Raw genomic sequence first — 20,880 nt, forward strand, 5'->3', positions numbered from 1 at the left:
TGCACTCACAAAGACAGCAGATCTTTCTTTTGCAAAAGCCAAATGTCTTGTTTGATAGATTAGCCATTTGAGCTGAATCTGGACATAGCTTTTTAGAAAAAAGAAAATCCTACTCCCTCAGAATCCAAGGAAAAATTGATAGCTATTGTTCACTCATTTCCCGAACAGTTTTTTCTATATTTTTTGCATACGATATTGCTGAAATGATTGAAACACCGTCAACATTGGTCTTCATAATGTCTTTAATATGTTTCGTCTGTATCCCCCCAATTGCAACTAAGGGCATTTGTGGCAATAGTTTTCTCATCAATTTAAGACCTTCATAACCTATAGCACCACCAGCATCATCCTTTGACTGGGTATCAAATACAGGACCAACACCAACATAATCTACATATTCAACTTTTGATTGTTGAAATTCTTCCTCGTTTTTTATAGAAAGACCAATTATTTTATCTGGCATCAATTTTCTAATTTCATCAACACCAAGGTCATCCTGCCCTACATGTACGCCATCAGCGTCAATTTCCATCGCCAAATCAATATCATCATTAACAATAAACGGGACATTGTATTTTTTACAAAGATCCTGTAGTTCAATTGCTAATTCGACTTTTTCTATACCTTTCAGGGCTCCCTCACCTTTTTCACGGAATTGAAATAAGGTTATACCACCTTTTAAGGCTTCCTCAACGACCGTATATAGATCTTTTCCTTGGCAAGTAGTCGTTCCACAAATAAAATATAGTTTTAATAATTCCTTATGAAACATTTTACTTCACTCTTTGGAATTTCTTTACATCTTCATCTGTAATCTCGTATAAGGCATTTATAAATTCAACTTTAAATGTTCCAGGAAGATGCCCATTTGGACGTTTTTCTGCCATTTCTCCAGCTATATTGTAAACCAACATTGCTGTTTCTAATGATTTCAATTCTTGACCTTTTTCAAGTCCGATAAAGCTTGCTACTACAGCACCTAATAAGCATCCTGTCCCAATAACTTTTGGCATCATGGCACTACCATTATGAATCGTTACCACTTCTCCATTTACCGCAATAGCATCCACTTCACCTGTTACTACTATTGGAATATTGAACTTCTTATTTGCTGCTAGAGCAATTTCATCAATATTATCTACTCCCGCACTATCTACTCCTTTAGATGCCACATTTATCCCTACTAAAGAGGCAATCTCGCCAGCATTTCCCCTAATCGCTGCTAGTTTATAATTGTTGATTAGATCATCTGCTACTTTTTTTCTATATTCTCCTGCTCCACAGGCTACAGGATCTAAAACTGCTGGAACATTATATTTCTCTGCAATTTTCAGAGCAGCTTGGTATAATTTCCAATTTTCATCTGTCAATGTTCCTATGTTTATTAATAAACCTCCAGCATACTTTAACAAATCCTCTAAATCTGCTGGAAACTCACTCATAGCTGGTGATGCACCCAGTGCAACTAATCCATTTGCTGTGAAATTTTTTACAACATCATTGGTGATACAGATAACTAATGGTGCTTTTTCTTTTAATAATTTTAAACTTGTCATATTAAAATACTTCCTTTTTAATTTTAAACAATGTACTGATTTCAATTTATCTCTATCTTTAGTTAAGATTTTTTCATTTACATTGAATGATTTACCTCATTAAATTTGTAAATATCCTAAACCTTCTCTAAGCGTCATAACCAATATCAAAAAAGGCTAATTCTAAAGCAACTGCTTGATTCCAGCGTTCCTGAAGTTCTGTCAAATCTTCTCGATTTTTCCCAACACGATTGAGTTCGTCAACCAGAAATTGAACCCACTCTGCAAAGAAAGGACCTCTGTGGAGATTGATCCATTCCGAATGAATATAGGCTTCAGGTAGAGCCAAATCTTTAGAACCCCAGTCTAAATAGAGACCTTCTGCAATGACCAACATGACCAAAAGATGGACATAATCTGATGAAGCCACTGCCGAATACATTAAATCCTGAAAGGCTTTTGTTACAGGATGCAAGGTCACTTCCAGATAGTCATTCTCAGATACTTTTAACTCTTTGAAAGTCTTTTGGAAATAACCGTCTTCATCTGCTTCAAGAAAGCCTAGTTGCTTGGCAAAACGAAGCTTAGATTCAAGTTGGTCTGCGTGAGCTACGCAGGCACCCAGCATGGATAAGAAGGCATCAAAGAAGTGATAATCTTGAATTAGGTATTCTTTTAAAACCTTATTCTCAATTGTCCCCGCAAAAAGTTCCTGAACAAAACGATGATTGATTGCATCCTGCCAATCCTTCTGACTGCTTTTTAATAATTCTCCAACAATCAAACCTGGCTCAAATGCATAGTCTTGTGTTTTCATATTTACTTTTCCTCTCTTTATTCGTTCGTAATCGACAAAACATCAAGAAAATCCTAGTTTTACTTGACCTTTTTAAAGAAAATCAAGGGCGTTCAAGAAGAGCTATCTAAATGCTTTGTATCACATTCATCCAGCTTATATAAACAAAAAAACTCCAATTACAATCAAGAATTAGAGTTGACTTACAAGATTCGATCGTTCATTTCGCCATACGAAAAAAACTGTTCACATTTCCCTTCGCCAGTCTTAACTGTATCAGGTTCAATGGGTATCATCTCAGCTTAAAGCACCCCAAATGTCTTTGTTATTTAATTACTGCACCAGTATAGCAAAAAATGAAAGCCCTAGCAAGATATTTGATTAGAAAATATATTTATATAGTTTTTAATGGTGATTTATTCTTCCTATAGACGAAGAAAAACCTCCACATCAAGTGGAGGCAATCTCTTTTATCAATACAATTTTAAGTCGCGTGGGTCAACTGGGAAGGTTGGGTTGTATGGGTTGTGACGGAGTTTGAAGTGTTTGACATCTTCAATAGTCTGAGTTCCAGATAATTGCATAACTGTCTTCAATTCTGCATTCAAGTGTTCAAAGACTTGACGTACACCAACACTACCACCGAGAGCCAAACCATAGATGACAGGGCGACCAATAGCTACCAAGTCTGCTCCTGAAGCCAAGGCTTTAAAGACGTGTTGACCACGACGAATACCTGAGTCAAAGACGATTGGCACACGTTTGTCAACTGCTTCTGCTACTTCTTGAAGTGAGTCAAAGGCAGCTGGTCCACCGTCGATTTGGCGGCCACCGTGGTTGGTTACCCAGATACCAGAAGCTCCCGCAGCAAGCGAACGTTCAACGTCCTCACGGCATTGTGGTCCCTTGACATAAACAGGAAGTCCTGAGTATTCAGCGATAAATTCTACATCACGTGGAGACAAGCGTTGTTTAGCTGATTTGTAAACAAAGTCCATTGATTTACCAGCACCTTCTGGTAGATATTCCTCAACAATCGGCATGCCAACTGGGAAGACAAAACCATTACGCTTGTCCACCTCACGATTGCCTCCTACAGTCGCATCTGCTGTCAAGACAATCGCTTTATAACCTTCAGCCTTCACACGGTCCATGATATGGCGGTTGATACCGTCATCCTTACTAAAGTAAAATTGGAACCAGTGAGGTGTCCCTTGAAGGGCTTCTGTAATTTCTGGAAGATCGACAGTAGAGTAAGAGCTAGTTGTATAAAGAGACCCAAACTCATGCACACCACGCGCAGTCGCCACTTCACCCTGTTCGTTTGCTAATTTATGAGCTGCAACAGGCGCCATAATGATTGGTGAAGACAATTTTTCACCTGCAAATTCAATCTCTGTACTTGGATTTTCAACATCACAAAGCGTATGCGGAACGATGAGTTTGTGGTTAAAGGCACGAATATTCTCACGTAAAGTGAAAGTATCTTCCGCTCCACTAGCGATATAGCCAAATGCTGCTTTAGGAATAACTTGTTGTGCCATTGGCTCCAAATCATAGGTATTGATGAAATCTACATGACCTTCTGCATTGCTTGTTTTGTATGACATAAAATGCCCTCCTTAATAAGTAAGCGTTTACTTTGTATATTACAAAAATATCTTAACTCTTTTTTCAAAACTTTTCAAATATTTTGTTTGGAAATTTCATACTTTCAATCATTTTACAGAGATAATTAAAAATGATAAACTTTCTTAAGTTATGGAAATTCAAATAATCTTTTCATTTTCTAGTCTAAAAAACAAAATCAGGTAATCCTAGTGACTACCTGATTTTCTATGTTTTAGGCATTTTGCCAATTTTCTTGGTCTTCTTTAAATCTTTTTAGAAGGTCGAGGCCTTCTGGTGTGATGTAACCTTCTTCTTGGGCTAGATGAATCAATTCACTGTAGTTAGAAAGCGTCACAAGTTTGACACCTGCATCTGAGAAGTTCTTATCTGCTTTTGGCAATTGGTAGCTGAAAATCGCTACAACACCGAGGACCTCTGCTCCTTCTCGTTTAGCAGCTGCTACAGCTTCAAGAACAGAACCACCTGTTGAAATAAGGTCTTCAACCACTACCATTTTTTGACCCTGAGCTACGCGGCCTTCGATTTGATTACCAGCTCCGTGGTCTTTTGGTTTGCTACGAATGTAAGCAAAAGGCAAGTTCATCTTATCAGCAATGATAGCTCCGTGTGGAATCCCAGCTGTCGCAGTTCCTGCAATGACTTCTACCTCTGGAAAGGCTTCTTTAATAGCTTCCACAAAGCCATTTTCAATTAGGGTACGAGTTTCTGGATAGGCTAGTGTCACACGATTATCCGTGTAAATCGGTGACTTGATACCAGATGCCCAAGTGAAAGGCTCCTCTGGTTTGAGGTAAACGGCTTGGATTTTCAAGAGGTGGCTAGCGATATCTTTAGCAAGTGTCATGGTCTTCTCCTTTTGTTTTTCTAATCTATTTCTTTGATTCTAGTCTTGGTTCCATTCATCCTTGATGGCATGATAAGCTGCAACAGGATCCTCAGCTTGGGTAATGGGACGTCCCACTACGATATAGTCACTGCCGATTTGATAGGCATCTGCTGGCGTCATCACACGTTTTTGGTCTCCAATCGCTACTCCCTGAGGACGAATGCCCGGTGTCAGACAGATAAAATCTGGATTGGTGGCCTGCTTGATGACTTGCACTTCCTGAGCCGAGCAAACGACACCATCCAAGCCAGCTTCAGCTGTCTTCTTGGCATAATGTATTACAGACTCTTGCAGACTGGTTTGGATATTTTGAAAGTCCTGCATCTGAGCTTCTGACGTTGATGTGAGCTGAGTTACAGCGATCAATTTTGCTTGACTTCCAATACCTTCACGCGCAGCCTTCATCATCTCTACACCACCAGCCGCATGAACATTGGTCATATCCACACCAAGCTGAGACAGGACCTTCATGGCTGATTTGACTGTATTGGGAATGTCATGAAGTTTAAGATCCAAAAAGACACTGTGACCCAGACCTTTCAAGTAGGACACAATCTCAGGACCCGTTGCGTAATAAAGCTCCATCCCTACCTTGAGATAAAGGCTTTCTTCTGCTGGGAAAAGAGCTAAAAATTCCTTGACCTCATCAAAACTAGGAAAATCAAGAGCAATGACTGGACGATGTTCTCGCATAGGTTTCTCCTTTTACCTTTGCTAGTGAGAGAGTCTGGGCAACAGAAGCCACGAAAAAAGGAACCTGCCAACAGCAAGGTTCCACGAAAAATGGGTAGTCTCCACCCTTTCAGCGTCTAACCTTAGCTGCCTCTCTGGACTGCTTTAAAGGTTTTTTACTATTCTATTATTTCTACTAGCACTTGTCAAGTAAAAACATGGTCTCTGAAGAACTATGAAAGAAAAGATAAACCTAGCGACGCGATGAACGCTGGGTCGTTTGGTTTTGATTGCTCTCTTCCTCCAGCTTTTTCTTCTCTTCTTCCAATTTATTCTTTTGTTCTTCTAGCTTTTTCTTCTCAGCTTCCTTAGCCTCTTGTTTGGCTTTTTCCTCAGCCTCCATAATTAATTTATCCGCCACAGTGTAACTGTAAATTCCAGCTTCCATGTCAATCACACTTGGTTCTGACAATTGAGGTTTAATCTTACTGTAATAAGGCAGTTTCTTACTCATTTCAGAAAGAGGAACCAAAACTTCGTCCGAATCATTCATAGTCAATCGAATTAAATCTGATGTGACCTTGCTTGGGGCTAATTCCACCTTCTGGATAGCCGCCTTGAGTTCTGGACTAATTTGAGCAAGTTCTGACGTAAAGGTCTTGATTTGTTCGCTGTCATTAAAGAGAACTGATATATAAGTTTCTGGCAGACTGACCAAACTGACCGAACTGGTCTCGAGCTGACCGCTTGAAAGGATTGGATAATGACTTTCTCCAGAAACATAGTAGGCCACAATATCATATTCCTTAACCTTGATAGTAAACTTGGTTGGAAATTGATAGACAAGCTGAGCTGATTCAACCCAATAGTTAGACTTGATCTGCTCTTCATATTTTGCCTTGTCTAGCAGAAGGTTAATCGTATAATCCGAATCCTGAATGCCTGAAGCCTGTCGAATATCATCATCTGTAGTTTGCACTGTTCCCTCAACACGAATATCCTTCATGGTCGCATAAGGACTGAGCAAGTAGGCAGAGACAACCAATAAAAGCAGACTGAGAAACAAAATCGAGATAGCCCGCCAGATATGAACTCCTGGGATTTTTGGTTTGACCTGTTTTTCCTTTACAGGCTTTTTCTCTATTTTTTTATCCTGTTTATTCTGTTTCTTCGGCTCTTTGGATTTTGGTTCTTCTTTGGGTACTTCTTTTTTGACGTCTTCTGACTCTTCTACTTTTTCTTCATTATCATCCTTAGCTGATTTTGGGTCATTTGGATCAGATTCACTCTCTTGGTCCTCAGTTGCATCTGACTTTTCAGATTTTGAAGCCATTCGAGCTTGTCTTTCCTTTTCCTTCTCCTCAGCTAGGGCCGCCTCTTCCTCAGCCTTCTTTTTTAGATATTCCTGGTTTCGTTTCTGCCATTCTGATAACTCTTTAAATTCTTCGAGGATTTCTTTGCCCTCATTTTTCTTATCTTTTGACATTTACTTTCCTTATGATAAATCTTTTTTCAACAATTGATAAAAATCTGCTAGAGATTTCAATTCCTTTGAAGCCTTCATCTTAGCTTGGTAATCTTCCTTGTGACTTAGTAAATGAGAAAGCTTCTCTTCTAAACTGTCCAAGGTCAAATCGCTTTCTTGAAGTTCTTCTGCATAGCCTTTTTTTACAAAGTAAGCTGCATTTTCAATCTGGTCACCACGACTAGCTTCACGACCAAGCGGCACAATAACATGCAATTTTGCCATGGCCAAAAGCTCAAAAATCGTATTGGCACCACCACGTGTCACAACAATATCAGCCAATTCCATCAAGGGTTGATAGAGATTGGTCACATAGTCAACACGAAAAAGATTTTGGCTCAACTCGTTCAGGCTAGAATCTCCAGTTAGATTGATAATATTGTAGCGTTCTGTCAGTTCTTTCTTATGGTCTGTCACCAATTGGTTAAAGACACGAGCGCCTGCAGAACCACCAACAAACAATACTGTTGGCAATTTGGGATTAAAGTGAGTTTGAATATCCACCAATTCATCTGGTTCTGGACTTTTTTGGTCTGAAACCTTGGTCACTGCCCCCACATGCTCGACCTTAGACAAACTTGAAGCTTGCTCAAAGGTTGAATACATCTTCGTCGCAAATTTATAAGCGATTTTATTGGCCAAGCCCATAGACAGGTCAGATTCGTGAATAAAGACAGGCACTCCTGACACACGCGCTGCGATAACAGGCGGTACAGAGACAAAGCCCCCCTTTGAAAAAAGAGCCTGCGGACGAATTCGTAACATGATAAAGAGCGATTGTACAATTCCCCAAGCAACTTTGAAGACATCCAGCATATTTTGCCAAGAGAAATAACGACGCAATTTTCCAGTCGCAATGGAATGGAAGGTGACATCTAGACCCGACTTGAGGATTTCTTGGTGTTCAATACCACGCTTGTCTCCGATATAGTGGACTTCCCATCCATCTTCGATGAACTTGGGCATCAATAAAAGATTGAGGGTCACGTGTCCAACCGTCCCCCCACCTGTAAAGACAATTTTTTTCATATTATTCCTTTAACTCCGCTACTGTGTCGATAAAGAGGTCGCCACGTACTTCAAAGTTAGCATACATATCCCAGCTGGCATTGGCTGGACTGAGAAGAACCACGTCTCCTTGAGTCGCAAGCTCGTAGGCCTTGCGGGTCGCATCTGCAATGTCAGTCGCATCCACATATGCCACACCAGCCTTGTCTGCTGCCCGTTTGACACGTTCTGCAGACTGACCCAGGATGACCATCTTCTTGAGTCCAGTAATGTCTGGAACCAATTCGTCAAACTCATTGCCACGGTCCAAACCACCTGCAATCAAAATGACCTTGCTATTGTCAAATCCTGACAAGGCTTTTTGAGTAGCCAAGATATTGGTTGATTTGCTATCATTATAGAACTTGACACCCTTGATTTCATCCACAAATTGGAGACGGTGTTTGACACCTCCAAAGGCTGAAAGAGTTTCCTTGATGATCTGGTTATCCACACCACGAAGCTTGGCTACAGCAATCGTCGCAAGGGCATTTTCCACATTGTGGCTACCTGGAACTCCGATTTCATTCGCTTCCATGACAACTTCCCCACGGAAGTAGAGATGACCATCTTCCAGATAAGCTCCATCAACCTTTTCAAGTGTTGAGAATGGTACAACTGTAGCTTGTGTTTTAGTGGCCAATTCTTTTGCCAAGTCTTGGTTAAAGTTCAAGACAAGGAAATCAGCCGCTGTCATCTTGTTCTGGATATTCCACTTGGCTGCTACATATTCCTCAAAAGAACCATGATAATCGATATGAGTTGGCATGAGGTTGGTAATAACCGCAATCTCAGGATGGAATTCTTGAACGCCCATCAATTGGAAAGAAGAAAGTTCCATAACAAGAGTGTCCCTGTCTGACGCAGTTTGGGCCACTTGACTAGCTGGATAGCCGATATTCCCTGATAAAAGACCATGTTGGCCAGCAGCAGTCAAAACTTCCCCGATCATGGTCGTTGTGGTTGTTTTTCCATTTGAACCAGTAATACCAACAATCGGTGCTTCTGAAATTAAGTAAGCCAATTCCACCTCAGTCAAGACTGGAATACCCTTGGCCAAAGCCTTTTCTATCATGGGATTGCTGTAAGGGATACCTGGATTTTTCACCATAAGGGCAAACTCTTCATCCAAGAGTTCCAAAGGATGGCCACCTGTGATAACCTTGATCCCTTCTTCCAACAAACTTTGGGCAGCTGGATTGTCCTCGAAAGGTTTCCCATCATTTACTGTCACAATGGCACCTAGCTTGTCCAACAAACGAGCTGCAGATTCACCAGACTTTGCCAAACCTAAAACAAGGACTTTCTTATTTTTAAATTGATCTATTACTTTCATGTCTCAAACTCCATTTCTACTCTTACTATTTTACCATTTTTATGGAAATAAAAAAGCCACAAAGTGTGTTTGTGACTCTTTCTTCTAACTGAATTTTACCTTATCATCTATGTGATAAATCGGTAACTCGAATAACTTGGTCCACTTGCTCCCAAATCAGAGGATTGTGGGTCGCAATAATAATGGTTCGATTCGGATTTTTTAAAGATTCTAGGATGGAAAGTAATTCCTCAGAGTTTTTGGGGTCTAGTGAAGCGGTTGGTTCATCTGCGAGAATCAAAGGTGGATCCTTTAAAATTATCTTCGCTAGTGCAACACGTTGTGCTTCTCCTCCTGATAATTCAAAGATAGGTTGCTTCAAATCTAAATAAGAGAGGTTAACACGGTTTAGAGCTTGTTTCATCAAAGAGATTTTCTCTTTTTCTTTCAACTTTTTACCAACTAAACCCAGATTGAGATTTTCTTTGACGGTTTGGCTTTCAATTAAGCCAAAATCTTGAAATAGATATCCCAAATAATCTCTAAAGAAAACAGAAGGCTTGATGTCCTTAAGAGAGGTGCCATCATAGATGATTTGCCCTTTGTCATATGGCTCTAATCGTCCAATCATATTCAAGAGTGTTGTCTTACCACAGCCACTTGTACCGATTAAGGCATAAATTTTCCCACCTTCAAAATGAAGATTGGTATCTGAAAATAGCTGACGGCTTCCAAATTTTTTAGATATATTCTTTAGTTCAATCATCCTATTTTCCTTTCATAATTGTCATAGAAACACGAGATTCTTTCTGCGCTTGACGGTAAAGCGTCAGAACTGCACTAGCTAGAAAGACTAATAAAGTGAGCAAGCCAATCACCAAGTCTCGACTGCTTAAAATAAAGAGACTAGCACCAAATACAAAACTGGCAAATTGACTAACCATATACTGAGCATGTGTTTCAAAAAATCGTAAACCTGAAATTCGTTTAATCAAGATATCTCGACGGAATTGCTCGAAATATAGAAGATTGACAGAATAAAAGAGTAACAAGGAACTAGCTATTCCAACAATAGCTCCTAGGATTAAAGTTGCTGTTTCAGTTTGAACTTCATTATAACGAGTTAGATAAACACTTCTTCCTTCTTTAAGATAGGATACTTGCTCATAAATTCCTGCATTTTTCAAGAGTTTAATCCCATCTTCATATCCTTTGACAAAGATATTCTTACCAGCATTGATAGACCAACTAGATTTGGAAATGATACTATCACCTATAGATGTTGGAGTAAATACAACTAAAATCGGATCAGTCAAATACTGAGTGGATACGGGATTCTCACCGTTATTATAAACAAACCGCTTTTCTCCAGTTGGAAGATAACTAACAATCGCTCTCATTTCATACTCTAAAGGAGCACTTGCCTCCTCACCAGATTTTCCATAATCACTCAATCTTTCTTCAAAAGCTTTCTTAAGTTCTGCTTCCTGTGAACGAAGAGATTCTGGTAATAAGAGTCCAAATTCCCCTTTTTGAAGATGGGCTAGTTTCTGTCTAGTCTCACCATTTACAGATACATTTTCCTTGTCCAAATAACTTGGACTGACATAGAGAACATTAGCATTTGGACTATAGGTATCCAGTGTCTCTCCCTGTTCATTTTTTCCTTGAGGATTTGCAAAATGAATGAGATTATCTTTTACAAATAGAGCCTGTTCTTCTTCGATTGCTTCCTTGGCAAAGGCATACCACTTATTCTGATTTTCTGTATCTTTTACTCTATCACCTAAGCCAAAGAAAATCTGGTAATAGTCTGCTCTATCCTGCCATGCTTGTTTTGAAATTTCAAGTTCTTTCAATCGTTGGTAAGACGTCAAACCTGTCTTAACAGCGTAGCCTACTGTAAAGACAGCAACTAACTGACACAATAGGGTTAAAGCCATCAAGCGTTTAAGGGGTAATCTCCCCTTAATAACGGGAACTAATGCTTTGTAACTCAAACTCATTAGATAAAGGAGCATTAGTAAAATTGAAATACCCAATAAAAACAACAGATAGAAACTAATCCCAAAACCATAGGTGGCTAACAAGACAGGATAAAACAAACCTTGACTAAAAAGAACGACTCCCCCACCTAGGAAGGAAAGGAGGGCTGATAGAAGGAGCCATTTGATATCAGTAGATAAAGAATGCCCCATGATGGATAAGAGAGTCTGACCAGAAAAGAGTTTTATACCTGCAGCTCTCATTTCCTTAATCCGAGTGATAATCACTAGAGCAAAGAAAGATAAGCCAAATATTGCTAAACTAATTAAAATAAGGGGAATTAGTAACATTCTAAAAGCAAGAGAATAGGGCGCTGTCTTTCGGTCAGGAATTGCTTTATAACCCAAATCTCCTAATTTATCGGCAAGCTTTTCTTTCGTCAAGGAGCCTGACAAAAGGAGATAACTATTTAGCGGATCACTACGTTCACGACTTTCTTGGCTAGCTTCTTGGAATTCTTTTGGTAAAGTTCCCTGACCATAAGTTGCATAAGTAAAGTGAGTCGTCCCATCCTTACTCGGCTCTACAATTCTTCTAGCTATTAAACTCTGTTCTGAGTTTGCAAAATTCTCTAATTCCTTTTCAAATACCTCACGCGTCGGTTCCTGAGTATCTTTTTTAACACGAAGTAAGGAAACGGAATCATAGCTTGCATATAAATATTGTGGCGCACGTAAGACAATAATCCAAGCAAAGAAAAAGCTGAGAAAAAAAGTTGATAATAATATGAATAGTTTCTTCATAGTAGACTCCTTGTATAAGAGAATAACCCTATAGAACAAAGATTTTATGTTTTATAAATTCTTAGAATTATTTTCCTAGTTTAATCCATTACACCCTGAGCACCAAGACAACAAATTTAATCCTTCCTCGTTTTGAAAACGATTTCTTATAATTTAAGTATATCACTTTCTATATAATCTATCAACATATTTTACCAAAATATTATTAGTAATAGAATTTTACAGTTCCCTTAAAAATAGATGTCATTAACGAATTTTATACAAGTTTTTCCCATTCATATTATCCAAGCAAAAGAGATGATATTAACTAAAAAGCAATTCAAACTATTGTAAAATTGATACAAAAAAAGAGAGCCAAAACTCTCTTTTTATCTTCTTTTACTTTTATGGACCGACATGAGGGTAATATCTCGCAAGCTAAAATATGCTAGGAAGAGCATAGCGACTGCGATGAAGAATTCTGTCGGTAGCTGAAAGATTTGCAGGACAGACAGCATCAGCAAAATCAAAAGTGCTACGAAAGCAAAGACGACAAGGACGATGTTGACTGTCCCTTTAATACTTTCTGGTGTCACAAATACATAGAGTAGTAATAAGAGGAGTCCTATGATTAAATAAACCATCTTTATCTCTTTCTAGCTCTTATTCAGCTGATTTTTTCTTCTTGTTAGCTTTCTCACGCTCTGCTTTGTTAAGGATTTGTTTACGCAAACGGATAGACTCAGGCGTTACTTCCATGTACTCATCGTCGTTCAAGAACTCAAGAGACTCTTCAAGTGTCAAGATACGAGGTGTCTTGATAACAGCTGTTTGGTCCTTAGTAGCTGAACGGACGTTGGTCATTTGTTTTGCCTTAGTGATGTTAACTGTCAAGTCATTTTCACGAGAGTTTTCACCGATGATCATTCCTTCATAAACCTCAGTACCTGGGTTGACAAAGATTGTTCCACGTTCTTCGATAGACATGATTGAGTAAGTTGTAGCCTTACCAGCATCAATAGAAACAAGGGCACCACGGTGACGTCCACCAATTTCCCCTGGAATCAATGGCAAGTATTGGTCGAAGGTATGGTTCATGATACCGTAACCACGAGTCATTGACAAGAACTCAGTTGAGTATCCAATCAACCCACGCGCAGGAACAAGGAAGACCAAACGAGTTTGACCATTACCAGTTGAAATCATATCCAACATTTCACCTTTACGTTCAGAAAGGCTTTGGATAACAGATCCTTGGTATTCTTCTGGAGTGTCGATTTGAACACGTTCAAATGGTTCACATTTAACACCATCAATTTCTTTTACGATAACCTCTGGACGAGATACTTGAAGTTCATATCCTTCACGACGCATTGTTTCGATAAGGATTGACAAGTGCAATTCTCCACGTCCTGAAACAGTCCATTTGTCTGGTGAATCAGTTGGGTCAACACGGAGGGAAACGTCTGTTTGCAATTCGGCCTGCAAGCGTTCTTCTACCTTACGAGAAGTCACCCATTTACCTTCTTTACCAGCAAATGGTGAGTTGTTGACCAAGAATGTCATTTGAAGAGTTGGCTCATCGATGTGTAGGATTGGAAGAGCTTCAACTGCGTCTGTCGGAGTAATGGTTTCACCGACAAAGATATCTTCCATACCTGAAACGGCAATCAAGTCACCTGCTTTAGCTTCTTGGATTTCACGACGTTCCAAACCAAAGAAACCGAAGAGTTTTGTAACACGGAAGTTTTTAGTTGTACCGTCAAGTTTAGAAAGGGTAACTTGGTCCCCAACCTTAACAGTACCACGGAAGACACGACCGATACCGATACGTCCAACAAAGTCGTTGTAGTCCAAAAGTGACACTTGGAACTGCAAAGGCTCATCTGAGTTATCTACTGGAGCTGGGATATGGTCAATAATCGTGTCAAAGATTGGTGCCATAGTCGCTTCTTGGTCAGCTGGATCATCCGACAATGAAGAAGTTCCGTTGATCGCTGAAGCATACACAACTGGGAAGTCAAGCTGGTCGTCATCTGCACCAAGCTCGATGAAAAGCTCCAAGACTTCGTCCACTACTTCTGCTGGACGAGCTGATGGTTTATCGATTTTGTTAACAACCACGATTGGGACAAGATCTTGTTCCAAGGCTTTTTTCAATACGAAACGAGTTTGTGGCATGGTTCCTTCGTAGGCATCTACGACCAAGACAACACCGTCAACCATTTTCATGATACGCTCAACTTCTCCACCGAAGTCCGCGTGTCCTGGTGTGTCCATGATGTTGATACGAGTTCCGTTGTAGGCAACGGCTGTATTTTTAGCAAGGATAGTAATTCCACGCTCTTTTTCGATATCGTTTGAGTCCATAGCACGCTCAGCCAATTCAGTACGTGCATCAAGCGTTTCTGATTGTTTCAATAATTCGTCAACGAGGGTTGTTTTCCCGTGGTCAACGTGGGCGATAATCGCAATGTTACGGATATCTTCTCTTAATTTTGTCATGATTTCCTCTATAATATTCAAAATTTATTTTCTAACTGAACGATTATACCATATTTTCAAGTAAATAACATAACTCAAGCAAGTGTAAATGTTTTCACTCTGCTTTTCTTTTCATGTCAAGCCTTTTCAAAGCAAGCGACTTATGATAAGATAGGCACAGTATGCGTTTAGATAATTTATTAGCCCAAGAAACAGTTAGCCGAAAGGCCATGAAACAAGCCTTACTCAAAGGGGACATTCTCGTCGATGGTTGCCCAGCCCGCTCCCTAGCCCAAAATATCGATACAGGACTTCAGGAACTCCTTTTTCAGGACCGTATCATTCAAGGCTATGAACACACCTATCTTATGCTTCATAAGCCTGCTGCTGTCGTGACAGCCAATAAAGACAAGGAACTCCAAACCGTCATGGATCTCCTTTCACCTGACATCCAGTCTGACAAGCTCTATGCCGTCGGCCGACTGGACCGAGATACGACAGGGCTCCTCCTCTTGACCGATAACGGTCCCTTGGGCTTTCAGCTCCTCCATCCCCAATATCATGTCGATAAGACTTATCAGGTTGAGGTTAATGGACTTCTAACACCTGACCATATTCAAGCCTTTCAAAAAGGAATTGTCTTTTTAGATGGCACTGTCTGTAAACCTGCAAGACTAGAGATTCTATCTGCAAGTCCTTCCTACAGTCAAGCCTCTATCACCATTTCAGAAGGAAAATTTCATCAAATCAAGAAAATGTTCCTCTCGGTTGGTGTTAAGGTGACCTCCCTCAAACGAGTTCAGTTCGATGAGTTTACATTAGACCCAGAACTAGCAGAAGGTCAATACCGTCCCTTAAACCAAGAGGAATTGAAAATCATTAAAAATCACTTAGAGAAAAGTGGATAAAAGAAAAAAGCTTTATGTTTAAAGCTTTTTGTTTATTGCTTATCTAAAAAATACTGCGACGGCTACAATCCAGTTAAGTACAGAAACCACAAGTCCTACGATGTTGAGAATTTTTTCTGTTTTATAGTCTAGTCCAGATTCTTTTTGGTATGAAAAAGCCAAGACCAATCCTATGATCCCCAAAATCAGGCCTACAATTGGAAATAACAAACCAAGAATAATCGACAAAATACCCACAAAAAGTGGATTTTTCTTCTTTTCTTTCATGTTCTAAGAACTCCTTAAATTTTATACAAATTAATTATACTATAAAACAATAGCTTCATCCTATCATTCGACTAATTTGGAAATAAGGTTAGCTAGTCTTCACTTTCCCTTTCCAAGAATCCAAGCCATAAGAAAGGATATAAATCTCAGAAAAACCTTGTTTTTTCAAGTAAAGAGCTGCATTTGTCACACGTTGCGCACGTTGGTTTTCGTAAAGAAGGACAGGTTTATCTTTACGAAGGGCTGCAAGACTAGTCTTCAACTGACTTGAAGGAATATTGCGGGCACCAAGGATATGTTTTCTGTGGAATTCAGCTGGGTCGCGCAAATCAATCAATTGACCCGTACGAATCAAGGCTTCAAATTCCTCATTATCTACGATTTTAGCCGCACGACGAATACGAAGATAGTTAAAGCCCATCCATGTCAACATTGCCAGTATAAGTGCCCACAAAATCCAAGTAACCATTAGTTCTTTTCTCCATTTTTCTCAATATAATCCAATTCTACCTTGTGCTCTCTGCGAAGAACTGCTTCTGCCTCTAGATAGTCCAATTTATCCATCAACCCTGCATCGTAAATCCGAGAGAGTTCCAACTTCATCAGTTCAATATCATATAAGCGTTTTCCCATGTAAACAATAATACCAAATCGTTTGAGGAATTGCTGCACATCATAGAATGTTTTCATAAGACTCATTCTAGCAAATTTTTGTGTTTTTTTCAAGAAGAGACTCATACAAGAAGTAGCACAGAAATTAAAAAAGCTGCATCTTCTGCAACTTTTTAATCTGGCGGGAAATATCCCAACTGCTCAGCGATGTGAATTGCCTCCTGCCTGTTAGTCACTCCCAATTTTGAAAAGATATTGGCCAAGTGATTGGAAACTGTACGTTTACTCACATAGACCTTGTCACAGACATCATCAATGGTCAAGCCATTTCTAACCAGTTCTAGTATCTCGATTTCTCGTGGTGTTAGCACCTCTACCATCACTTCATCTGAAAAGATCTTACCTCCTAGATAAATCTTTTCCAGTTTTTTCACCAACTCATCTGGATCTATACTTTTATCTAGAAAGCCATAAGCCCCCATAACTTTAGCTCGATGTTCATACATTTTTTTACTGTAACCTGTCAAAATCACAACCTTACTAGAACAACCATTGTCGATAATCTCTTGTGCCAAGGTCAGCCCATCATCTTGATACAGACTCGTCAGGTTAATATCAATCAAAATAATGTCGTAGTCATTAAAAGCAATCTCCGAAATAGTCGAAAAATTATCTACTAACTGGACCTTTTTAATGTTTTCCGATAACTCTAAAATCATCTTGATACTTTGGCTAAATAATTTATGATCATCAATTAACAAAATTTTCATAACACAACTCCTTATCAATCGGGAGAGTAATTTCTACACGAAATCTCTTATTATTTTCAAAAATCTGCATTTGACCACCTAAAACACTAATTTTATTAGACATATTTTTCAAGCCATAACCTAAGGATTTTTCTGTTTGAAGGCAGTCATTTTCAGAAATGATAAAAATAGTGTCATCATGCACATCAATCTTCAAAGAAATCCTTCCACCACTAGCGTACTTAACGGCATTGGTCGCCAATTCCTCAACCAGACGATAGGCAATTTTATCGTAAGGAGATAAAAGCCTAAAGTGGACAGGAAACTGTGTGACGACTTCATTTTCTGCGTGATAGCGCTTGACAATCCGATTAATCAGCCCTTGATACTGGATGTCTAACTGCTCGTCTGTTTCTACCATTGGCTGATAATAATCCATCCGCTCGCAAATCCGCTGAACCAACTCCTCTGTCACCAGATTGATCTGTTCACCAAAAGCTTGATTGCTACTATATTTATTGAAATTTTTTATTGCCATCACATTTTGCAGGATTTCATTGTGAAGAAATTCGGAGAACTGTTGTTCTGTATCTTCATTTGCCAGCAGATTTTTCACCATACGGTTACGCTTTAAAAAGAGAACTTTTACATAATCCCTAGAATCTAGCATTTCAGCAGAACGAAAAAGGCGAATCAATTCTTCCGAACAAATCCCGAACAATAGTAACATGATATTCAAGACCAAAAAACTCGTGTTTAAATCTAGACGAAAGATGATGAAAATGCCTACTAACAAAAACATAACCAGTAAAAACAAGCGTGAAAATGCTTTTATATAGGACAATTTCAACTCTGATACCCTTTTTTGAAGAGAGCTGACAATCGTTTTGAAGTGTAAAAAAGCTAAGATACCAAGAATTTCTAGATACCAGACTAGGTTCATCACTCCTGATCCCCTCGTATTGATATACAAAAAGAAATAAGAAAGAGGCAATATCAAAGCTAATATCCACAAATTTCGTCTCTGATACTTGAGTTTACTTTTCAACTCTTGATGATATAAAATCAGTAAAATCAAGGGAACAAGGTTTAAAAAGAAAGACGCAAACAAGGACAGAAATAGAAAAATTGAAGGACTTAACAGATACGAACTAATGGTGATTAGTGTCAACACAAAGGACACACTCAACAGTTCTTCTCCTATTTTCTCTCCCAGAAAGATAATAGACAGAGAACTATACACCAATAAAAAAGAGTTTAGCGGATGAAGAATATCAAAAAAGTGCAACAGGGTGTTCGCAACTCCTTGATTAAATATGGATTGCCAGCTAATGAGAAACATCATCAGGAGCAACCAAAGTTTTAACTCACTATACCGAAAGGTCACAATATTACAAATATAGCTAAATACAATTAAGGCAATAATTAGCAATAAAACCATCTGCAAGGAAAAATCTGTCGAAAAGTCCAGAGGAATTCTATAATAAATATAAATCATTAAAGCTAGATGATTAAAAATCGTCAACCACCACAATAAAAGTGAGTTTTTCGAGAGCGATTTGACAAACTGTTTCATATGTATCCACTTCCTGAACTACTTTAATATCATTATAACACAATACCAGAATTGTCGGATAGGCAACTCTGGTATTTGACTTAATTTTCAATAATTTGCCAACTTACTCTGTAAGTCACTAGCAGGTAAAGAACAAATAGTAAGACCGCTATTCCCAGATAGGTGATATCAATAGAAATGCTGGTATTAGCGAAATTCTCAAAATAGCCCAAAAGAGCGGTACTCAATGAAAATGCTAGCGGACCTGCGATAAGCAGCGGAACCAAGAAATAACTTAGAATCTGTTGCAAAAGAATAGAGCGATTTTGCTTTCTCTTGTTCCCAAGAAGATATATGATTTGATAATCATTAACACTATCCAAAGCACTTGTAGAAGTTTGAAGGGACAAGATACTGAGGGAAATAATGATGAAAATGACACTGACAAAAATCATGACAAAGACAATGACACCCATAAAGCCAAGGTAAGTCTCAAAAATACTTTCTTTGGTTTGATAGGTGAACGTATTCAACTCTATACCATCACGAGTGAAGTAGTATTTTTCAATCCACTGACTCAAGAATGTATCTACTTTCCGTTTGTCGATATTTTCCTTGAAATTGGCAACATAGGTCGTGTGGTCTTCCGTCAATCCAACTACTTCCTTATCTGGTACAATCAAGGTTCCTGCGTCATTTAGACCTACTGAAGATAAATAGTAAACTGTTTCAAGCGGCTTTGAAGAGGCAAGGTTGAGAGAATGACCATTAATCATGAGGGTTTTGGTCGTTGATAGAAAGTCCTGAATCTGCTTGGCAGTTCCTTTATAGTTGGCATTGACTAGAAATTGGTCTTCTGCCAAGTCAACCGCTTTTTTCCCTTGCAGTTTGCGGAGATGATTGTAGGCAGAAATTCCTAAAATCGGTACTTTTGATTCAGGAAGTTTCTTATCATGCTCCCAGAGATTGCTAGTATCAATCAAATCTTTATAAGTTACATCACTAGAATAGATAGGACAGCTGTACTCCTCTTTGATGAGGTTAAAGTCAAATCCATCGACTTTCAATCTGTCTTTGACAGAATCCTGAGCAAATTGGAACTCTTGACCACGATAAAGATTGACAGTTACGTCATAAGGTGAGTATTTGTTCAGCTCTCGATTCATAGTCGTATAAGCACTACCACTAAAAACGAGCAAGCTGAGTGCCAAGGTCAGAGTCAAGGATAAGACAGCCAACGTGACCGAATTACTATCAGCTTGTTTTGAAAATTGACGGATTTTAAAAGTGTTTAGTTTGTTATAGTAGGTTTGAGGCAGTTTTCTAAGGGAAATCAAGACAAAATGGCTTAAAGTATTGTAAAACAAAATCACAAAAATCACGAAGACAGATACCAGCAAGATACCCCAGCTTTTCAAGAATGATAGATGGTGATAGTCTGAAAAATAGAGAGCACCAAAACCGATAACAGCTGTCGAAAGAATAAAGAGAAGTGCTTGAAGAACTGGCTTGCCTTTTGCCAAGACAGATTTCTTGACCCCATTTTCTTGAATAAGTGCAATGATATTTTGCTTTCTAAAGGTAAGAATGTCCATGACACCAACAATAAAACTGGTTACCAAATAGGAATAAACTAGTAAGATGACAGACTTGCTATCAAAGAAAAGCAGACTACCAAAGTAATTAGCCATAAAAAACTCAGATGCAATCTTAGCTAGAATGACCAGTAAGATCAATCCAAGCAAGAAACCTAGAATCAAGGAAAAGATATTGACCAGCATGGTTTCAAAGAACAGGGTACGGATAATCTGCTTCTTCTTCATTCCCAGCGTTGCATAAAGTCCCAGCTCTTTCTTGCGCCGTCCCAGCACAAAATTTGTAGCGTAAACGATGAGAAAGGCAATCGCCAATAGAATCAGATAGGAAAGCAAGCCCATGTACTGGCTCATCACCGTCGTCAACATTTCCTTTGCCCCTGATAAACTTTGCATCACTGGATGGCTTGGTAAAGCATTAAAAGCGTAGAGCAAGCTATAAATCAATGTCAGACTGAAAAAATAGATGGTATAAGTCTGTAAATTTCGAAATACATTTCGTAAAATCAATTTTGGATACATACTCTCACCCTC

At 38.9% G+C, this 20,880-nt stretch carries 20 protein-coding genes and 1 riboswitch; of the genes, 1 reads left to right on the plus strand and 19 read right to left on the minus strand.

Annotation, left to right across the window (positions count from 1 at the left end; all coding sequences use genetic code 11):
- Positions 1-142: 142 nt before the first annotated feature.
- From thiE to typA, 13 genes are all read right to left on the minus strand, one after another.
- On the minus strand, positions 143-772 hold the full coding sequence (gene thiE / locus M594_RS07295; RefSeq protein ID WP_173876378.1) for a thiamine phosphate synthase: 630 nt from the start codon (positions 770-772) through the stop codon (positions 143-145).
- A gap of 1 nt (position 773) precedes the next feature.
- A complete protein-coding gene (gene thiM / locus M594_RS07300) occupies positions 774-1,556 on the minus strand; it encodes a hydroxyethylthiazole kinase (protein WP_173876379.1) in 783 nt (260 codons plus the stop codon).
- Between the two features lie 127 nt (positions 1,557-1,683).
- Positions 1,684-2,352, minus strand: coding sequence for a TenA family protein (locus tag M594_RS07305; protein ID WP_173876380.1), 669 nt, complete (start codon positions 2,350-2,352; stop codon positions 1,684-1,686).
- 215 nt (positions 2,353-2,567) lie between these two features.
- Positions 2,568-2,656: riboswitch (TPP riboswitch) on the minus strand.
- A 148-nt stretch (positions 2,657-2,804) separates the two neighbouring features.
- The gene (lctO, locus tag M594_RS07310; protein WP_000120714.1) at positions 2,805-3,941 is read right to left on the minus strand and encodes an L-lactate oxidase; all 1,137 of its coding nucleotides are present in this window, start codon (positions 3,939-3,941) and stop codon (positions 2,805-2,807) included.
- Positions 3,942-4,174: 233 nt separating this feature from the next.
- Positions 4,175-4,807 carry an orotate phosphoribosyltransferase gene (pyrE, locus tag M594_RS07315; protein ID WP_173876381.1) on the minus strand — a complete coding sequence of 211 codons (633 nt, stop codon included), beginning with the start codon at positions 4,805-4,807 and terminating at the stop codon, positions 4,175-4,177.
- A 39-nt stretch (positions 4,808-4,846) separates the two neighbouring features.
- Positions 4,847-5,542: an orotidine-5'-phosphate decarboxylase gene (gene pyrF, locus M594_RS07320; RefSeq protein WP_173876382.1), complete on the minus strand. Its 696-nt coding sequence runs from the start codon at positions 5,540-5,542 to the stop codon at positions 4,847-4,849.
- 232 nt (positions 5,543-5,774) lie between these two features.
- A complete protein-coding gene (locus M594_RS07325; protein WP_173876383.1) occupies positions 5,775-7,007 on the minus strand; it encodes a cell division protein FtsQ/DivIB in 1,233 nt (410 codons plus the stop codon).
- 9 nt (positions 7,008-7,016) lie between these two features.
- Positions 7,017-8,075 (minus strand): UDP-N-acetylglucosamine--N-acetylmuramyl-(pentapeptide) pyrophosphoryl-undecaprenol N-acetylglucosamine transferase, encoded by a 1,059-nt coding sequence (locus tag M594_RS07330; RefSeq protein ID WP_173876384.1) that lies wholly within the window; start codon positions 8,073-8,075, stop codon positions 7,017-7,019.
- 1 nt (position 8,076) lies between these two features.
- Positions 8,077-9,429 (minus strand): UDP-N-acetylmuramoyl-L-alanine--D-glutamate ligase, encoded by a 1,353-nt coding sequence (murD, locus tag M594_RS07335; RefSeq protein ID WP_173876385.1) that lies wholly within the window; start codon positions 9,427-9,429, stop codon positions 8,077-8,079.
- A 103-nt stretch (positions 9,430-9,532) separates the two neighbouring features.
- Positions 9,533-10,174 carry an ABC transporter ATP-binding protein gene (locus M594_RS07340; RefSeq protein WP_000571283.1) on the minus strand — a complete coding sequence of 214 codons (642 nt, stop codon included), beginning with the start codon at positions 10,172-10,174 and terminating at the stop codon, positions 9,533-9,535.
- 1 nt (position 10,175) lies between these two features.
- Positions 10,176-12,197, minus strand: coding sequence for a bacteriocin-associated integral membrane family protein (locus M594_RS07345; protein ID WP_173876386.1), 2,022 nt, complete (start codon positions 12,195-12,197; stop codon positions 10,176-10,178).
- Positions 12,198-12,565: 368 nt separating this feature from the next.
- On the minus strand, positions 12,566-12,820 hold the full coding sequence (locus M594_RS07350; RefSeq protein WP_173876387.1) for a DUF3165 family protein: 255 nt from the start codon (positions 12,818-12,820) through the stop codon (positions 12,566-12,568).
- A gap of 19 nt (positions 12,821-12,839) precedes the next feature.
- Positions 12,840-14,681 carry a translational GTPase TypA gene (typA, locus tag M594_RS07355; protein WP_000164111.1) on the minus strand — a complete coding sequence of 614 codons (1,842 nt, stop codon included), beginning with the start codon at positions 14,679-14,681 and terminating at the stop codon, positions 12,840-12,842.
- A 161-nt stretch (positions 14,682-14,842) separates the two neighbouring features.
- Here typA and M594_RS07360 point away from each other — a divergent pair, with 161 nt between their 5' ends.
- Positions 14,843-15,568, plus strand: coding sequence for a 16S rRNA pseudouridine(516) synthase (locus tag M594_RS07360; RefSeq protein ID WP_173876388.1), 726 nt, complete (start codon positions 14,843-14,845; stop codon positions 15,566-15,568).
- Positions 15,569-15,607: 39 nt separating this feature from the next.
- On the opposite strand, the gene M594_RS07365 is transcribed toward M594_RS07360, so the two are convergent.
- From M594_RS07365 to M594_RS07390, 6 genes are all read right to left on the minus strand, one after another.
- A complete protein-coding gene (locus tag M594_RS07365; protein WP_173876389.1) occupies positions 15,608-15,835 on the minus strand; it encodes a hypothetical protein in 228 nt (75 codons plus the stop codon).
- 88 nt (positions 15,836-15,923) lie between these two features.
- The gene (locus M594_RS07370) at positions 15,924-16,304 is read right to left on the minus strand and encodes a rhodanese-like domain-containing protein (protein WP_173876390.1); all 381 of its coding nucleotides are present in this window, start codon (positions 16,302-16,304) and stop codon (positions 15,924-15,926) included.
- On the minus strand, positions 16,304-16,573 hold the full coding sequence (locus M594_RS07375; protein ID WP_033689072.1) for a YqgQ family protein: 270 nt from the start codon (positions 16,571-16,573) through the stop codon (positions 16,304-16,306). Before M594_RS07375 ends, M594_RS07370 begins: the two co-directional genes overlap by 1 nt.
- 47 nt (positions 16,574-16,620) lie before the next feature.
- Positions 16,621-17,217 (minus strand): response regulator transcription factor, encoded by a 597-nt coding sequence (locus tag M594_RS07380; protein WP_173876391.1) that lies wholly within the window; start codon positions 17,215-17,217, stop codon positions 16,621-16,623.
- Complete coding sequence (locus M594_RS10145) at positions 17,198-18,139, minus strand: ATP-binding protein (protein ID WP_254597299.1); 942 nt, start codon at positions 18,137-18,139, stop codon at positions 17,198-17,200. The genes M594_RS07380 and M594_RS10145 overlap by 20 nt, the downstream gene beginning before the upstream one ends.
- A 713-nt stretch (positions 18,140-18,852) precedes the next feature.
- Positions 18,853-20,868, minus strand: a complete 2,016-nt coding sequence (locus tag M594_RS07390; RefSeq protein ID WP_173876393.1) for an FtsX-like permease family protein — start codon at positions 20,866-20,868, stop codon at positions 18,853-18,855.
- Between the last annotated feature and the right edge of the window lie 12 nt (positions 20,869-20,880).

It is taken from the genome of Streptococcus mitis (assembly GCF_013305725.1).
Taxonomy (GTDB): Bacteria; Bacillota; Bacilli; order Lactobacillales; family Streptococcaceae; genus Streptococcus; species Streptococcus mitis_BO.

Excerpts from the sequence above, each read along its gene's own strand:
- pyrF (WP_173876382.1), bottom strand. The coding sequence starts at position 5,542 with ATGCGAGAACATCGTCCAGTCATTGCTCTTGATTTTCCTAGTTTTGAT.
- M594_RS07370 (WP_173876390.1), bottom strand. The coding sequence starts at position 16,304 with ATGGTTACTTGGATTTTGTGGGCACTTATACTGGCAATGTTGACATGG.
- M594_RS07360 (WP_173876388.1), top strand. The coding sequence starts at position 14,843 with ATGCGTTTAGATAATTTATTAGCCCAAGAAACAGTTAGCCGAAAGGCC.
- M594_RS07305 (WP_173876380.1), bottom strand. The coding sequence starts at position 2,352 with ATGAAAACACAAGACTATGCATTTGAGCCAGGTTTGATTGTTGGAGAA.
- thiM (WP_173876379.1), bottom strand. The coding sequence starts at position 1,556 with ATGACAAGTTTAAAATTATTAAAAGAAAAAGCACCATTAGTTATCTGT.
- M594_RS07390 (WP_173876393.1), bottom strand. The coding sequence starts at position 20,868 with ATGTATCCAAAATTGATTTTACGAAATGTATTTCGAAATTTACAGACT.
- pyrE (WP_173876381.1), bottom strand. The coding sequence starts at position 4,807 with ATGACACTTGCTAAAGATATCGCTAGCCACCTCTTGAAAATCCAAGCC.
- M594_RS07340 (WP_000571283.1), bottom strand. The coding sequence starts at position 10,174 with ATGATTGAACTAAAGAATATATCTAAAAAATTTGGAAGCCGTCAGCTA.
- lctO (WP_000120714.1), bottom strand. The coding sequence starts at position 3,941 with ATGTCATACAAAACAAGCAATGCAGAAGGTCATGTAGATTTCATCAAT.
- murD (WP_173876385.1), bottom strand. The coding sequence starts at position 9,429 with ATGAAAGTAATAGATCAATTTAAAAATAAGAAAGTCCTTGTTTTAGGT.
- typA (WP_000164111.1), bottom strand. The coding sequence starts at position 14,681 with ATGACAAAATTAAGAGAAGATATCCGTAACATTGCGATTATCGCCCAC.
- thiE (WP_173876378.1), bottom strand. The coding sequence starts at position 772 with ATGTTTCATAAGGAATTATTAAAACTATATTTTATTTGTGGAACGACT.
- M594_RS07380 (WP_173876391.1), bottom strand. The coding sequence starts at position 17,217 with ATGAAAATTTTGTTAATTGATGATCATAAATTATTTAGCCAAAGTATC.
- M594_RS07365 (WP_173876389.1), bottom strand. The coding sequence starts at position 15,835 with ATGAAAGAAAAGAAGAAAAATCCACTTTTTGTGGGTATTTTGTCGATT.
- M594_RS07350 (WP_173876387.1), bottom strand. The coding sequence starts at position 12,820 with ATGGTTTATTTAATCATAGGACTCCTCTTATTACTACTCTATGTATTT.
- M594_RS07325 (WP_173876383.1), bottom strand. The coding sequence starts at position 7,007 with ATGTCAAAAGATAAGAAAAATGAGGGCAAAGAAATCCTCGAAGAATTT.
- M594_RS07330 (WP_173876384.1), bottom strand. The coding sequence starts at position 8,075 with ATGAAAAAAATTGTCTTTACAGGTGGGGGGACGGTTGGACACGTGACC.
- M594_RS07345 (WP_173876386.1), bottom strand. The coding sequence starts at position 12,197 with ATGAAGAAACTATTCATATTATTATCAACTTTTTTTCTCAGCTTTTTC.
- M594_RS10145 (WP_254597299.1), bottom strand. The coding sequence starts at position 18,139 with ATGAACCTAGTCTGGTATCTAGAAATTCTTGGTATCTTAGCTTTTTTA.
- M594_RS07375 (WP_033689072.1), bottom strand. The coding sequence starts at position 16,573 with ATGAGTCTCTTCTTGAAAAAAACACAAAAATTTGCTAGAATGAGTCTT.